General features: G+C 48.1%; 15 protein-coding genes. 4 read left to right on the forward strand and 11 right to left on the reverse strand.

The window, feature by feature from the left end; all coding sequences use genetic code 11:
* Positions 1-8: 8 nt before the first annotated feature.
* On the reverse strand, positions 9-1331 hold the full coding sequence (locus VP98_RS00430; RefSeq protein ID WP_046173367.1) for an FAD-dependent oxidoreductase: 1323 nt from the start codon (positions 1329-1331) through the stop codon (positions 9-11).
* Complete coding sequence (locus tag VP98_RS00435; RefSeq protein ID WP_082087777.1) at positions 1328-1705, reverse strand: GNAT family N-acetyltransferase; 378 nt, start codon at positions 1703-1705, stop codon at positions 1328-1330. Before VP98_RS00435 ends, VP98_RS00430 begins: the two co-directional genes overlap by 4 nt.
* A 16-nt stretch (positions 1706-1721) precedes the next feature.
* Between VP98_RS00435 and trhA the strand changes: the two genes are divergently transcribed.
* The gene (gene trhA / locus VP98_RS00440) at positions 1722-2414 is read left to right on the forward strand and encodes a PAQR family membrane homeostasis protein TrhA (RefSeq protein WP_046173369.1); all 693 of its coding nucleotides are present in this window, start codon (positions 1722-1724) and stop codon (positions 2412-2414) included.
* 62 nt (positions 2415-2476) lie between these two features.
* Here the strand turns inward: trhA and VP98_RS00445 are convergent, their stop codons facing one another.
* The 4 genes from VP98_RS00445 to VP98_RS00460 all read right to left on the reverse strand — a co-directional run bounded on the left by VP98_RS00445 (position 2477) and on the right by VP98_RS00460 (position 6812).
* The gene (locus tag VP98_RS00445; RefSeq protein WP_046173370.1) at positions 2477-3427 is read right to left on the reverse strand and encodes a tripartite tricarboxylate transporter substrate-binding protein; all 951 of its coding nucleotides are present in this window, start codon (positions 3425-3427) and stop codon (positions 2477-2479) included.
* The gene (locus VP98_RS00450) at positions 3424-4107 is read right to left on the reverse strand and encodes a response regulator (protein WP_046173371.1); all 684 of its coding nucleotides are present in this window, start codon (positions 4105-4107) and stop codon (positions 3424-3426) included. Before VP98_RS00450 ends, VP98_RS00445 begins: the two co-directional genes overlap by 4 nt.
* Before the next feature lie 15 nt (positions 4108-4122).
* Positions 4123-5388 (reverse strand): sensor histidine kinase, encoded by a 1266-nt coding sequence (locus VP98_RS00455; RefSeq protein WP_197076525.1) that lies wholly within the window; start codon positions 5386-5388, stop codon positions 4123-4125.
* Positions 5389-5486: 98 nt separating this feature from the next.
* Positions 5487-6812 (reverse strand): CitMHS family transporter, encoded by a 1326-nt coding sequence (locus VP98_RS00460; protein ID WP_046174056.1) that lies wholly within the window; start codon positions 6810-6812, stop codon positions 5487-5489.
* Between the two features lie 271 nt (positions 6813-7083).
* Here VP98_RS00460 and VP98_RS00465 point away from each other — a divergent pair, with 271 nt between their 5' ends.
* Positions 7084-7356 carry a hypothetical protein gene (locus VP98_RS00465; RefSeq protein ID WP_046173373.1) on the forward strand — a complete coding sequence of 91 codons (273 nt, stop codon included), beginning with the start codon at positions 7084-7086 and terminating at the stop codon, positions 7354-7356.
* An 83-nt stretch (positions 7357-7439) separates the two neighbouring features.
* Here VP98_RS00465 and VP98_RS00470 read toward each other — a convergent pair whose 3' ends face one another.
* The 5 genes from VP98_RS00470 to VP98_RS00490 all read right to left on the reverse strand — a co-directional run bounded on the left by VP98_RS00470 (position 7440) and on the right by VP98_RS00490 (position 12462).
* Positions 7440-7799 carry a helix-turn-helix transcriptional regulator gene (locus tag VP98_RS00470; RefSeq protein WP_046173374.1) on the reverse strand — a complete coding sequence of 120 codons (360 nt, stop codon included), beginning with the start codon at positions 7797-7799 and terminating at the stop codon, positions 7440-7442.
* A 103-nt stretch (positions 7800-7902) separates the two neighbouring features.
* Positions 7903-9342 carry a phospholipase D family protein gene (locus VP98_RS00475; protein ID WP_046173375.1) on the reverse strand — a complete coding sequence of 480 codons (1440 nt, stop codon included), beginning with the start codon at positions 9340-9342 and terminating at the stop codon, positions 7903-7905.
* Between the two features lie 69 nt (positions 9343-9411).
* Positions 9412-10476, reverse strand: a complete 1065-nt coding sequence (locus tag VP98_RS00480; protein WP_046173376.1) for an acetyl-CoA C-acyltransferase — start codon at positions 10474-10476, stop codon at positions 9412-9414.
* Positions 10473-11876, reverse strand: coding sequence for an AMP-binding protein (locus VP98_RS00485; protein WP_052712066.1), 1404 nt, complete (start codon positions 11874-11876; stop codon positions 10473-10475). Before VP98_RS00485 ends, VP98_RS00480 begins: the two co-directional genes overlap by 4 nt.
* 31 nt (positions 11877-11907) lie before the next feature.
* The gene (locus VP98_RS00490) at positions 11908-12462 is read right to left on the reverse strand and encodes a biotin transporter BioY (RefSeq protein WP_046173377.1); all 555 of its coding nucleotides are present in this window, start codon (positions 12460-12462) and stop codon (positions 11908-11910) included.
* A 160-nt stretch (positions 12463-12622) separates the two neighbouring features.
* Between VP98_RS00490 and VP98_RS00495 the strand changes: the two genes are divergently transcribed.
* Positions 12623-13786 carry an aminotransferase class I/II-fold pyridoxal phosphate-dependent enzyme gene (locus VP98_RS00495; RefSeq protein ID WP_046174058.1) on the forward strand — a complete coding sequence of 388 codons (1164 nt, stop codon included), beginning with the start codon at positions 12623-12625 and terminating at the stop codon, positions 13784-13786.
* A gap of 22 nt (positions 13787-13808) precedes the next feature.
* Positions 13809-15167, forward strand: a complete 1359-nt coding sequence (locus tag VP98_RS00500; protein ID WP_197076526.1) for a TrkH family potassium uptake protein — start codon at positions 13809-13811, stop codon at positions 15165-15167.
* Positions 15168-15178 lie beyond the last annotated feature (11 nt).

The following is a 15178-nucleotide window of genomic DNA, read 5'->3' on the forward strand; positions in this document are numbered from 1 at the left end:
CCCCTTGTTTATGTAGCTCGGCGTGCCGCTTGCTGAACCGGATCCCAGACACCATTGACCGGGGGACAATAACTTAAATCCAAATCCTCCAGTTCTTCTACTGTCATTTGATTAAACAAAGCAGCTGCGAGCACATCAATTCGTTTTTCAGCTCCATGCTGTCCAATTGCCTGGCCGCCAAGCAGCCGGCGGCTTTTTGGATCATAGAGAATTTTTACACGCAAAGGCACAGCACCCGGATAATAGCCGGCCCTGTCTTTCGTCTCGATCGTAGATGTTCGAAAGAAACGGCCTTCCTGCTGCGCTTCTTTTTCGGTTAATCCTGTCGAAGCGGCAATCAGATTAAAGAATTTGAAGACGGATGTGCCTGTGATGCCTTTAAAAGAACGGCGGGCTCCCGCCATGTTTAACCCGGCAATCCGTCCCTGTTTATTGGCTGTTGTGCCAAGCGGAATATAATCGGGCTTTTGTTTGACAAGATGAAAATGGGAAGCGCAGTCTCCGGCAGCGTAAATGCCGGGAACCGAGGTTTCAAGCCGGTCATTCACCGTAATGGCGCCGTTTGGCAGCATATGGATGCCTGTTTTCTTTAAAAAGGCGGTATTCGGTCGGACGCCGACAGAAGCCATTATAAGATCAGCCCTGTACTGGTTTCGGTCTGTCACCACACGCCCCTTTTCGATGGACTCCACAGTTTCATTTAATGTCAAAATAATACCGTGCTGTTCTGCTTCCTGATGAAGAAGCTCCGCCATATCCGGATCAAGCATCGAAGCGATATGGCTGCCGCGCTGGATTACCCGAATTCGTTTGCCAAGCCTGTGAATGTTTTCCGCTGCCTCGAGTCCGATATACCCTGCTCCAATAATCACAACATCGTTTACCTGCTCATGATCCAGATCCTCCAAAAGACGCTTCGTGTCAGGAATGGTCTTCATTACATGAATCGTCTGCTGAGAAGCACCCTTCCAGCCCGGCACGACAGGACTCGCTCCTGTTGCGATCAGCAGGCGGTCGTAGGGCTGCGTAAACTCTTCTCCCGACTGGTGGTTTTTCCCAGAAACAGTGCGCTCTGAGGGGCTGATGGAAGTCACTTCATGGAGAATACGTGCATCTATTCCATACTTTGACCGGAATGTCTCCACGCTTCTGGCAATTAAATCATCTGTTGAATCAATCAGGCGGCCTGCCACGTAAGGCAGGCCGCATTGGCCGTATGAATAAACAGAGCCTTTTTCAAAAACGGTAATATCCGCGCCCGGGTCATTGCGGACAATTTGCATGGCCGCACTCATGCCGGCTGCGTCACCGCCGATGATGACGTATTTCATTTTGCCAGCGCATTTACATCATCATATTTTCCGCCTCTTGAAAATTTGGCCACAACATAGGAACAGGACGGAATGATTTTCAGGTTTTCCTCTCTTGCGTAATCTGCAAGCGCATCAAGCAGCTGTTCCGCTACACCGCCGCCGCGAAGTTCGTTTGCCACATACGTATGGTTGGCATTGATCGTTTTATCACCTGCAGGCACATACGTAATTTCCGCCACGCGCCGGCCGTCTTTCTCCATATAAAAGATTCCTTCTGCCTGTTTAATTGGTTCCATTGACAAAAACCCCTTTCTTTGTTCTTCTTTAACAGTATACCCTTTACTAGTGGACTCATTAACCTCTTTTGAGATTCGGCGCAAGAAAAGCTGCATCTGAATATGCTACAATATGAGGAAACGAGTGATTGAACGAAAGGAGTTGTCGGCTGTGAAGAAGCCTTCGACAACACATATATTTTCCAGAGGTGAGGAAATTGCGAATTCCATCACTCACGGAATTGGCGCCCTGCTCAGTATCGCCGGGCTTGTTTTGCTAATTGTTTTTTCTGCTCTTTACGGAAACGGCTGGCACCTGGCAGGGTTTATGGTCTTTGGGATTACAATGGTGCTGCTTTATATGTCTTCCACGCTTGTGCACAGTTTTCCGCATGGGAAAGTCAAGGATTTATTTGAGATTTTTGACCATGCCTCGATTTATTTGTTTATTGCCGGCACCTACACTCCCTTTCTGTTTGTTGCCGTACAGGGAGCGCTCGGCTGGACGCTGTTTGGGCTGATATGGGGAATGGCCATTGCTGGAACCGTCTTTAAGTGTTTTTTTGTGAAACGGTTTGTTGGCTTATCGACCCTTTTGTATGTCGTTATGGGCTGGCTGATTGTATTTGCCTGGGGGCCTTTGACAGCGGCTCTGTCCCCTCTGACGCTGTCTTTTCTCGTAACGGGGGGCGTGTTGTATACGGCAGGAGCGGTTTTCTATGTCTGGCGGGGATTTCCGTATCATCATATGATCTGGCATTTGTTTGTTCTGGCGGGAAGTGTGTTTCACTTTTTTGCGGTGCTCGGGCTTCTCCCGGATGCATAAAAGGCTGTCTCTATTTTCTGAGACAGCCTTTTTGGCGGAAAAAGCAAAGGCAGCGAATGAGATTATTTCTGGTTCATGATATACCGGTACTTTTTCGTATCTGCTTCAAGCAGTGCGGCAGTGTCCTCACTGTTGCGGTAAAAAGAAGTCCAGTGATTTTTTTTCAGCTCTTCCCTCCAGTAAGGAGACGACTGAACCTCCGCTAATAAAGAAGACCACTGCTCCTTTTCCTGCCCGCTCATATTGCCCGGGCCCATGACGCCGCGCCAGTGAGGAAAAACAACATCTATCCCCTGCTCTTTCCAGGTTGGCACGCCGGGAAGATGGCTGAGCCGCTCCGGCGACGAAATGGCAATAATCCGCACCTTTTCCTTCGCCGCAAATGCTTCCGACTGGGAGGAAGAAAGAGAGGCGGCCGCAATTTCGCCTGACTGAAGAGCAGCCAACAGCTCATCGCCATTTGAATAGCGGTAAAAACGCAGGGATGCAGCAGACAATCCTTCCGCCCGGGCTGCTTCGATAAAAGCAATTTGATCATCATTTCCAAATTGGGGCTCTATTCCAATCGGATAACGCTCCGGCTGTTTTTTCAACTGCTTCATAAGATCCTTGATCGACTGAGCGGATGATCCTTCCCTAACAATCACAGCCTGCCATTCACTCGCCATCACAGCAAGCGGCGTAAAATCCTGATAGCTGCGCGGGCTGTGGCCAAGAAGATTATTGGTTAAAAGAAGGCTTGAGATCATCGCAGCGGTACCGGGGCCTGACTCCTGCAGACGTGCCCATCCGTCGTCTCCCCCATCTCCTTCTTCATAGAGAATCTGTATATTCCGATCCGCCAGCTTTTCTTTTTCCATCACCGTTTTAATGGATTTAGCAAGGGCATCCCATCCGCCGTCCGGGGAACCCGGTACGATAAAGGTCAGCTTTTGCTCTGTAAGCTCCGGTTCCGGCTGTATACAGCCGGAAAGCGTGAGGAGTATAAGCAGTACAGGTGTGTATTTTTTCATTTTGCCACGTTGAAGTATCGGCGTTCCGGCCGGCCGACGATCCCGTACTCATGTTCAACGCGGCACTCGCCGACCGTTACTAAATATTCCAGGTACCGGCGGGCTGTGGTACGGGAAGCCCCGATTTTTGCACCCATCTCTTCAATGGAAATGCCGTCTTTTAGCTCCTGGAGAACGCTGGATACCCGGTTTAGCGTGACACTGTCGATGCCGGTCGGAAGCTGGGCCGCCTGCACAGGAGCCTGCTGCGTGGTTCCGGCAAAATAAGCATCCACTACATCCTGTGTAACATGGTCTGTTGTGGCTAAAAGATGTTTTTTCTTTTGGTACCGTTCCATTACGGCCGTGAATTTTTCTAGTGATACCGGCTTAACCAGGTAATGAAAAACACCGTAGCGAAGCGCCTCCTGCAGCATATGCTTTTCTGAAGCAGCGGTTACCATGATAATATCTGTTTTCGGGAACCGTTCCTTTATGACCGGCAGAAGCTCCGTGCCCAGCATATCCGGCATGTAAATATCAAGCAAAAGCAAATCCGCTTCTTTTTCCTCGAGCAATGCCAGTGTCTCCGCTGCGTTCAGTGCTTTGCCGGTAACCGTAAAGCCGTTTAACTGCTGAAGAAATTGCTCCTGTATATTGGCAATGCGAAAATCGTCTTCTGCAATTGCAACACGAATCATAGTTATCCATCCTTTTTATCTAGTCTCTTTTGGTATGTAAATGGTGAAAATAGTGCCGGCAGATTCATTGGGTATAACTTCGATCATCCCTTGAAAGGATTCAACCGCTTCTTTCACATTATGAAGGCCAAATCCCCGCCCTTCTCCTTTCGTTGAGTAGCCTTTCTCAAACAAAAGCTGGAGGGCTTCTTCGTCAATGCCCGTTCCGTTATCCGTCACTTCAATAATAAGCGTCGGGCTGGCGTCGGTAATCAGGAAGGTAACACGCGGCTCCTTTTCCTGCTTTACGGCTTCAAAGGCGTTATCAATCAAGTTGCTGATCACGGTCAGCAGTGAATGTCCGTCTACGTGGGCAGGAAGAGCCGATAGAACGCTTTCCTGTTCAATCGCAAAGGATATCTTCCGCTCGGATGCTTTAGCGGTTTTGCCTAATAAAACAGCTTGAACCAGGTCATCCTGAATTTGGTTAAAGACAATCTGGTTTTGAAGGGACACATTGTCCGCTTCTTTTTGGATAAAATCAATCGCTGCCTCGTTTCGCCCAAGCTGCAAAAGCCCCGACAGTACATACAGCTTATTTTTAAATTCGTGCGTTTGTGCGCGCAGCTCATCCGAATACAGACGCATCTCGTCAATGGTCTTTTTATACATCGCCGCAATTTTCGAAGGCTCAAAGCCAAGCGTATCAGCCAGAATGCTCCTGGTCAGCCATAAACCGCCCAGAACGCCTGCCAGAAGGGCGAAAGCGGCTGCCAGTAAAATATCTCCGGTTTGCGCGGCTGTTTTTTGTGCAATCGATTTTTTGGAAAACTCGACGGAAACGGTGCCAATTACTTCGGTGTAACGATTGGTTGTTTTCATAATCGGCGCTTTGCCGATAATAGCTTGTCCATCCGTGCCGGCTTCCTCTACTGTATAGGTTCCGCCGTAAATAAGAGAACGGCTGTCAGACTCGCGAAGCGGCTTCGCCTCACCGCCGGTGGATAAAACGGTGCCGTTTCGTCCCGCTATTGAAATGGACCGGGCCTCCGTCCGCTCCTGGATATGCTCAAGTACAGGCAGAAGCGCTTCGCGATCATGGTTTTCTGATAAAAAAGCGGTCGTTTCCGGCATAAGAGAAATCGTCTGTGCGGTTTGAAGAGACAGCTGATGGACCTGCTCAGCCGTCTCTCCTGACTGAATGGCGTAAAAAACAGCCGACATGCCGGCTATAATGAAAAAGAGCAGGGCAAAAACCAGTGTAAAAATTTTGGTCCGGAGTGAAACCGTTCTTGTTTTCATGAAGACTCCAATCTGCTTTTGATCAAATTGTACGAAACATTTGAATAGAAGAAAAGAAAAAATCCCGGATTCCGAAAAATTCCGGACCGGGATTACCATTACAAGGAAATAACACCAAATAGCACAGCGGCAATGGTCATAACAAGGGATGTACCAATTGTCCAAAGAACCGTAAACCGCTGATACTGGCCAAAATCAACCTTCGCCATCCCCACAAGCAGGTAGGTTGAAGCAACAAGCGGGCTGAGCAAGTGAACAGGCTGTCCAAGCAGCGAAGCCCGGCCAAGCTCAACAGCGCTAATGCCGTAATTCGAAGCGGCTTCTGCAAGAATCGGCAGCACCCCGAAGTAATAGGCATCATTAGACATGAAGAATGTCAGCGGCATGCTTGTAATCGCTGTAATAACCGGAAGATGCGGTCCCATTGCATCTGGAATAATGGCGACAAGGCTGTTGGCCATCGCATCGACCATTTCCGTTCCAGATAAAATGCCTGTGAAAACACCTGCAGCAAAAACAAGTGAGACAACGGCAAGTACATTTCCTGCATGGGCAGCGATCCGCTCTTTTTGATGAGCAACATTCGGATAGTTAATCGTAATCGCAATGGCAAATGCTAGCATAAACAAAATTGGAAGCGGCATAACGCCTAAAATAAGCAATGTCATAAGAGCAGCTGTCAGGATAAAGTTAACCCAGAGAAGCTTGGGACGCTTCCATTTGGCTTCTTCTTCTGAAACAGCGGCCGTCCCGAAAAACGTTAAGTAGCTTTTGCCTTCCGCCGGCTGGTGAAGTTCTTCCATTGAAAGAACGCCAAGGCGTTTCCGTTCCCTTTTTCCCATCCAGTAAGCGGATAAAATCACCCAGGCAGCCCCCGCCAGCATAACTGGAATTAAAGGGTTAAACAGCTCCTGCATATCAAGGCTCAGGGCGCTTGCTGCACGGGCAGTCGGTCCGCCCCATGGTGTTAAGTTGGTAACTCCGCAAGCCATAAGCGCAACGGCCGGCAGAATAAGCGGGTTCATTTTCAGGCGCTGATAAAGCGGCAGCATTGCTGAAATGGTAATCATATACGTTGTTGTTCCGTCACCGTCAAGTGAAACCGTCATGGCCAGTATAGCAGTACCGACAACAATTTTCATCGGATCGCCTTTTACGGCTTTTAAGATTTTGCCAACCACTGGATCAAAAAGCCCGGCATCGATCATAACACCAAAATACAAAATAGCAAACATCAGCATAACGCCGGTCGGCGCAAGTTCTGTAATCCCTGTAAGGGCCATTTCACCAAGATTTGAACCAAATCCGGCAAAGACAGCAAACGCAGCCGGCACAATCATCAGGGCAATTAACGCGGACAATTTTCCGCTCATAATTAAATACATGAAAACAGCTACCATAGAAAAACCTAAAATGGCGAGCATTGTCATCGTACCCACACTCCTTTTTCACATTCTTTGAAAACGCTTTATTATTGAATAATTTAATTAATTTAAGCGGAAACGTATATAAAACGAAAATTAAAAAATTATTAACAATAAAAGCTTTTTTGTTCATAAAAATTTTTTTTTTGCTGTGTTTGTTTTTCGAATGAAAGGAAGAAAGAAACCCCTGTTTCTCTCCGGTCTGTTTATTTCCTAACGGGCGGGGTAGAAATTTACTAAATAACAGCTTCAGCATAAAGGAGGGTTTGCAGTGGATTCGCTTTTAAAAAAGAAATGGCTCGCCGGAGGAATGGCAGCGTTTCTCGCGCTGGGCGGCCTGGCCGGCTGCGGCGGCAGTGAAGATGAAGAGCCTGCAGAAGAACAGGAAGGCCAGCTGGACGAAGAAAACGAGCCGGATCATGACAACGAGGATCAAAACGACCAGCTGGATGATCAAATTGAACAGGATGATACGATCAATGACGGCGTTGATATGCAGGACGGCGAAAAAGATGATCAGCTCGACGAAGAAGAAAGCCAATAGCTCCTTTTATGCTCCTGGCTTTTCATAAATACAAAGAAGCTTCTGATTTGTTCAGAAGCTTCTTTGTTTGTGGTTTTATATGATTAATACACGTCTTCCAGGGCTTTTCGCAAAAGCGACATGCTGCGGTCAAGATCGGTTTTCACTTGTTTTTTATACAGCTTTGCTTTTTCATAATCAGCAAACTGATAGATAACAATTTCTTTGTATTTAGCGCCTTCCTGTATTTTTTTCTGGCGTTTTAGTATTCCATCGTCAATTAATTCGTGGAGTGACCGGTATATTTCCGAATGGTTTGGTTCATAACCAAAAGCCTTGAAAGATGCTTTTAACTCGTCCATCGCCTGCATTCCATACATTTTATGCTCTTCAACAAACCGAATCATATAAAGCTTTAAAAATGCGCGCTGTTTGATTAAAAATTTCCCTTCACCTCTGGGCATTGGTAATCACTCCTTTTCTTTTCATTTTAATGAAATATGTTTTGTTTGTCAAAATTGAATTTTGCACATAATGGTTTTAGTGAAAGCGGCTTCAGCCGCGTTTTTAAAAGGTGGTGAAATGGGTGGTTTTTTGGAACGAGTAAATCATCCGCTTCCAGAGAGAGATTTTTTCACTGTGTTTTTCGTATGGATCTGTGTAAACAGCTCCCCTGTTTTCCCAAATCATATGAAAATAACGGTCCACTTCCCTGATTAGTTCACTGTCGTGGGGCGCCCTTATTTTTATATCTGTTTCCGGATTGTAGTTGTTTAAGTTCCGTGATGTGTGGTTTGCCGACCCGCTGATGATAACTGTTTCTTTTTTATGCTTCACGTAAATCATTTTGGGATGAAACTGCTCCGGCTCCTGTGCGAACCAGCGTATTTCCACTTCGTTATCTGTATCCTCCCGCAGTTCAGCGGCCATTGGAATATTGGGCAGTCCTGTTTTTTTACGGCCGAATGAGTTTTTATTTGTATCAAGAACCAGCCTCACCTCTGCTCCCCGCTCGGCCGCATCCGTCAAGCCTTCAACAACGGTCCGGTCAGCTAAATAAAACATCGCCATCCAGATTTCGTCGCCTTTTTCTGCTTTGCTGATTTCTTCATGGACAGCATCCTGTATTTTTGCTTCTGTCAGCAGCTGCACATGAATCGTTCCCTGGTTTTTATGAGGAGCAATCTCTTCTGGAAATGTTATTTTCCTGCTGGTATCCGCGGCCGCTTTCTCACTTTTCAGCATATCATTGACCAGCGCCCCTTTTACTTCAAATGCCACATTGGCAAAATAAAAGCTTGCATCATGCGGGTTGGCTGAACTGATCAGCGTTGTTTTCTCTGTAGTCATGGTTTTGCGGTGGTTGGCTTTAATATTAAAAAGCTTTAAATAAGAGCGAATCGTCATATCCGGCGCTGTTTCCGAAAGTGCATTCGGCAGCCAGCCGTCCTGGCTGTTTCCCCACCAAGTAAACAGCATCCGGTACAGGCCGCTGTAAACAGGCGTCGGGTCCCGGAACGCATCCATATTCGTTTCAACTACTTCAATGCCGGCTTTTTTCATTTTTTCAAATTCCGGCACAGCGTGGGATTGATAGGATGAGTTTACTTCGTCTGTTATGAAGAGAATGGGCATACGGGGATTTGCTTCTTTTTTGGCAAGCAGGGCTTCTGTAATTTTTGCGGCAATACCCGGGTACTCTTTCTCTTTTTCATGATAGGAGTTAAACAAAAAATAATCGAGAATAATAAATTGTTCTGCTTCTTCTATTATAGCAAGCATCCTTGTGAAAATTTCTTCTTCATAAAAGGTCCGGCTATCTTTTTGGCCAGACAGGTTATAGAAAAACCCAATGTCTTTTTCCTCTACGGTATATTCCCTGCTTTCATAGGAAATGTTCTCCGGCAGAGGCCGGTATACATTGAAAAGCATGACTGTTACATAGAAAGCAAGAAAGATAATTGTAAAAAGCCGCCGTTTTCCCCATTTATCGAGTGTTTTTTTCATAACCGGCCTCCGTTCTCTTTACGGGTAATATACCCATGCGCGTAGAGGCAAAAACCGGTCAGAAAGCGGCTAAACACGTTTAAAAAGCATGGCTGCCCCAATCCCTCCCGCACTTCCGACCGCGGCAATTCCATAGGTTTCCCGGCGCTCCTGCATGCCATAAAAAAGCCGCAGAACCAGCATGGCGCCTGATGCCCCGTACGGATGGCCAAGTGCCAGCCCGCCGCCGTTTGGATTGATTTTCTCAAAAGGAATGTCCAGCCTGCGGGCGGCATAAATAATTTTCACCGCAAAGGCTTCGTTTATTTCCCAGACATCAATATCAGAAGCCCGCAGTCCTGTTTTCTGGAGCAGTTTTTTAATCGCCGGAACCGGCGTCGCCGCAGGAAAGTTCGGATCTGCGCCGGCTGTGGCACTTGCTTCTACTTTTAAACCAGCTGCCCTGTCAGAGGTCAGGGTGACCGCGCAGGCTGCATCATTAAAAGCAGACGCATTCAGCGCCGTAATCGTGCCGCCCGCTTTAAAAGCCGCTTTCGCGCGGAGAGCCATTTTCTCAATCGGGCGCTCTTTCATGGCTGCTTCATCCTGTATATATCCATGAATCGAAACGATTTCTTTTTGAAACCGCTGTTTTTTTACTGACTCTGTATACCGTTTGTAGCTCAGGACGGCATAATGATCCTGTTCTGCCCGGGTAATACGCTCCCGCTCGGCCAGCCATTCTGCCGCCATTCCCATCTCGGGATCACCTATCCATTCAGAAGAGAAAATGGCTTTTTCCGGACGTGGGGACGTGCTTGAGCTTTCACAGCCGCCTGCAATAATGCATTGTGCTTCTCCAGATCGAATAAGCGCCGCGCCAAGCCGGACCGCTTCCAAACCGGAGGAACACTGCCGGTCAATCGTCAAGCCGGGCACTGTATCAGGAAGACCGGCTGTTAATGAAGCAAGGCGGGCAATATTCCCGCCCGGTCCTGTCACATTGCCCAAAATGATTTCATCGGGCAGTGTGCCTGATGACTCCGCCAGCTCTTTTAAAACAGGAGCTGCTAATTCGGCTGCGCCTGTATGGGCAAAAATTCCGTTTTGGATGCCGACCGGTGTCCGGCGGGCATCCGTTATGTAAACATTCATAGAAGCATCTCCCTCGCTTTTTGCTGCAGGTCCTGCCGGGCGATTTTCCCATTGGTTGTCAGCGGGATCGAATCTGCCTGAATCCAGCGTCTTGGCAGCTTTTCAGTGGACAAGGCTTCTCTAGCAAATGCCCTGACCGACTCCCGGGCCGCCTCTCCTGTATAAAAGCAGACAATTCGTTCGCCAAGATGGGAATCCGGCACAGAGGTAACAGCAGCCATGTCCACACCCGGGCATCTGGCAATGACCCGCTCAATTTCTTCCGGATAAACATTGACACCGCCGGTAATGATCATAAACTCGTTTCTGCCGACAATGTATAAGTAGCCGTCTTCGTCTACATATCCCGCGTCACCGACCGTGTAAAAACCATCTTCTTCAAGATTGAGCATGCAGTCTCCTTCCTTTATATACCCGCTGAACAGCATCGGACTTTTCACAAAAACGGTGCCGATTTGATGGGCAGGAAGGTTTTTTCCCTGCGCACGGATGTTAATCGTTACTCCCGTGCTTGGTTTTCCGGATGAAGCAGGCCGTTTTTTGTAATCGTCCGGCGTCATATAAGATACAAAGCTCAGCTCAGAAGCCCCGTAAAACTCATAAAGCGGCACAAACGGATACAAAGAAGTCCATTCCTGCTTTCGTTCCGCAGTCCATCCGGCTCCGGATAAAAACACAATCCCGTTTGATGTGAAGACCCCTTCTGATTTTATGCCTTCAAGCATTGTTGGGACTGCATAGAAAACAAAGGAGCGTAACGAATTCAGTGTATCAATGGTGCTGCGGGGCAAAAACTTGTCCATCAGGACAATCGGCTGCCCGCTAAAAAGAGCAAAAGCGACGCCGTATAGAAAAAGGGAATGATGGACAGGCCCGGCGATCACGGCTGTTTCCCGTCCGGTCAGCGGAAAATCAGCCAGGCCCGCTTCAAAGCTTTTCAGCCAGGAATGCTGGCTGCGCACAAACTGTTTTGGCGTGCCGCTTGAGCCGGATGTAAAACCCGAGTAAAACAGTGCCCCGGAATCCGGATGGCAATAAGAAGAAGGTTCTGTTTTTTGAATAGAGCTGCCAGCCTGCTGAAGATCCCCGGTATCCAGGAAGAGCGCCGGATTTGCCAGCCGAAGCCGTTCATCCCGTTCCGCAGCGGTCATTCGCGGGTCAAGCGGCATAAAAATAAACCCGGCCCGGACAGCTCCGCAAAACAAAGCGATCGTTTCCCACTGATTTCTTGCCGTTACCGCCACCGTATCACCCGGCTGGCCGTGGAGCAAAAGCCAGGCGGCAGCCCGTTTTGTTACGTTCTCCCACTCCCTGCATGTAAAAGATTGATCCGGCGTTTGTAAACAAATGAACTCCGGACACGTTTGTGCCCGGAGCGATTGTACAGATGTGATATTCATCTTCGATCCCCCTGCTCTACTATATCAGTTTTTACGCAGCGCGGCGAAAGGACGGCACAGCCTGCAAAGCGGTCCGCAATTTCGGAACGAGGGCAGCCGCCGCTATTGATTTTAATATGTCTCCCGGGATAAACGCCATGCTGGAAATGGCAACTTCTTTTAGTCCAACTCCTGTAACAAGCGCTTGAACCGGTATACCGATTGCATATAAAACGACGACACCGCCGAGAAGGTTAGCAGCAAATGTCCGGCGCGCTGTCAGCTTTGCTGCGCGCTCTGTGAGAAGGCCGACAACAAAAGCGCCGGCAATCCAGGACACGATAAAGCCTGCGCTCGGTCCTGCAAAAACAGCCAGGCCGCCGCGCCCCCCGGCTAAAATCGGTGCTCCTGCGGCAACGGTAAGCAGAAAAATGATCTGGCTGAGAGCTCCAAGACGTGCACCCAGCACTCCTCCTGCAATCATCACCCCGATTGTTTGAAATGAGATAGGCACCGGCGTAAAAGAAAGCGGAATCGGCGGCAGGAAGCCGAGAATAGCCATAACCGCTGCGAACATGGCAGCCTGCATCCAGTGTATTGTTTTCATTATGTACTCCCCCAATAAATTGTTTTTCTCATTGTAAAGCGGCTCCTCACTATTGTCAACCTTATTTTATTAAGGTTGACAAATAACCCGACAGCCTTTTGCGGGCTGATATGTTAAAATAAGTGCCGTACATATATTTCGAGGCAATGAGGTGCTTGTTTTGACGATTGAACCTTCTGTAAAAATGGCTTCATTCGGGCCATCTATTTTTAGTGATTTAAAAGCTTATGCGACTGCACAAAAACAAAAAGGAAATGTACTGATTGATTTAAGCCTTGGCAGCCCGGATCTGCCGCCGGACGACCGGATACGGACTATTCTCGCTGATGAAAGCCGGAAGCCGGAAGCCTACGGTTATACGCTGGAAGGAACCGGGCAGTTTTATGAAGCGGTAGCCAATTATTATAAAAGACGCTCCGGAGTAACACTTCAGCCAGGAACCGATATTGTTCAGACGATGGGTTCCCAGGAAGGCCTTGTTCACCTCCCGCTTGCTTTTTGCAATCCAGGTGATGTCGTTTTGACGACGAATCCGGCTTATGTCGCTTATGAAGCGGGTATTACTCTTGCAGGAGCGGTTCCTTATTACATGCCGCTTCGCCCGGAAAATCGCTTTTTGCCGGATTTATCCCTGATTCCGGACGCCGTAGCGAAAAAAGCAAAGCTGATGATTTTAAACCTGCCGGGCAACCCGGTGCCGGCCATGCCGGACGATGCTTTTTTTGAGAAGGTCATTGCATTTGCTAAAAAGCATCAAATTATTGTGCTGCATGATGCTGCTTATTCGGAATTTTATTTTACCGGCGACAGGCCGTTTAGTTTTCTGGCCATTCCTGGGGCGATGGACGTTGGAATGGAGATTAATTCGTTATCGAAAAGCTTCAGCCTCGCAGGAGCACGTGTTGCGTATATTGCTGGAAATGCGGGCATGATTGCGGTCCTAAAGCAGTTAAAATCAAACCTTGATTATGGCGTATTCAATCCGGTTCAAGCGGCGGCCTCCTTTGCCCTTGACCGGGCGGAAGAAATTACCGGCAGGCTTCGGGCCGAATTTCGCGCTCGGGCTGCTGCACTCTCCGCCGGCCTGCAGGAAAACGGCTGGCCTGTTGAGCGGCCAGAAGGCGGCATGTTTTTATGGGCCAAAATTCCGCGCGGAGAAGACGACCGGGCTTTTGTGTTTCAAGCCGTTGATCAATCGGGGGTTGTCATGGTCCCTGGCAGTGCCTTTGGAACAGAGGGGAAAGGATACGTACGGATTGCTCTTGTCCAGCCGGTTCCGGTGCTCAAGCAGGCAGCAGACCGGCTGAAAAAGGTGATTGTATGAATGAGGTGGACGGGGTATGGCCATGATGACAAAACTGAAATTAAGACGCACCCTGCGGCTGTCTCCCTTTCAGGTTATTGTGCTTCTTTATTTGAGCGGCGCTTTTTTTTCAAGCATTTTACTGCTTTTGCCGGTCGCCCATAAACCGGGTGTGGACATTGCTTTTATTGACGCTGTTTTTGTTGCTGTGAGTGCCCTCAGCGTCACCGGACTGACTCCGGTCAGTACCATTGACACGTTCAGCACAACCGGCTATTTTTTTATTCTGCTCATTCTGCAGGTCGGCGGCGTCGGTATTATGACCTTCAGCTCGATGGTCTGGCTGCTGTTCGGCAAACGAATCGGCATGCGGGAGCGCCAGCTGATTATGGCGGACCAGAACCGGACGGATTTAAGCGGGCTTGTTAAATTAATGCGTGAAATCTTTTTGCTGATTCTGGTGATTGAAGCGGTTGGCGCTGTTATTCTTGGCATTTATTTTACCCAGTATTATCCGACAATCAGCGAAGCTTTTTTACATGGCCTGTTTGCTTCTGTCAGTGCGACAACCAATGGCGGGTTTGACATAACCGGCGCTTCTCTGATTCCATATGCAAATGATTATTTCGTCCAGTTTGTGAACATTATCTTAATTATTCTTGGCGCAATTGGGTTTCCTGTTTTAATTGAGGTAAAGGACTTTTTAACATACCGCGGGCCGCGCAAATTTACATTCAGCTTGTTTACAAAGTTAACCGTAACCATGTACGTTTTTCTGGCTCTTGCCGGAACGGCCGGCCTGATTGTATTTGAACAAAAAAACTTTTTACTCGGCAAAACATGGCATGAATCGTTTTTCTATGCTTTTTTTCAGTCGATTGCTTCAAGAAGCGGCGGGCTGACCACGATGGATTTAAATGATTTTTCGTCACCTTCCCTGCTTCTGCTGTCGCTGCTGATGTTTATCGGAGCTTCCCCGTCAAGTGTGGGAGGCGGCTTGAGGACAACCACCGTGGCCATCGCGGCTTTAAGCATTTTTACCTTTGCCCGCGGCAAAAATACGATTAAAGTATTTAACCGGGAAGTCCATCCGATTGATGTCCACCGCTCCTTTGTGGTAATCGCAGCTGGAACCTTTATTTGGTGCATGTCAATTATGGTACTTTCGTATTTAGAGCCCGAGGTAGCGCTTTTGCCGATTGTGTATGAGGTATCTTCCGCTTTTGGAACAACCGGGTCATCCCTTGGCATTACCGGAGTGGTTGGAACGCCGGCTAAAATCATTTTAATTATCCTGATGTTTATCGGCCGCGTCGGGCTGTTTTCACTTTTATTCCTGATCCGCGGCAGAGAAATAAAAGATTCCTATCATTATCCAAAAGAACGGATTTTGATTGGATAAAAAAAGCCGCC

The sequence above is a fragment of the Domibacillus indicus genome (assembly GCF_000970685.1).
Taxonomy (GTDB): Bacteria; Bacillota; Bacilli; order Bacillales; family Domibacillaceae; genus Domibacillus; species Domibacillus indicus.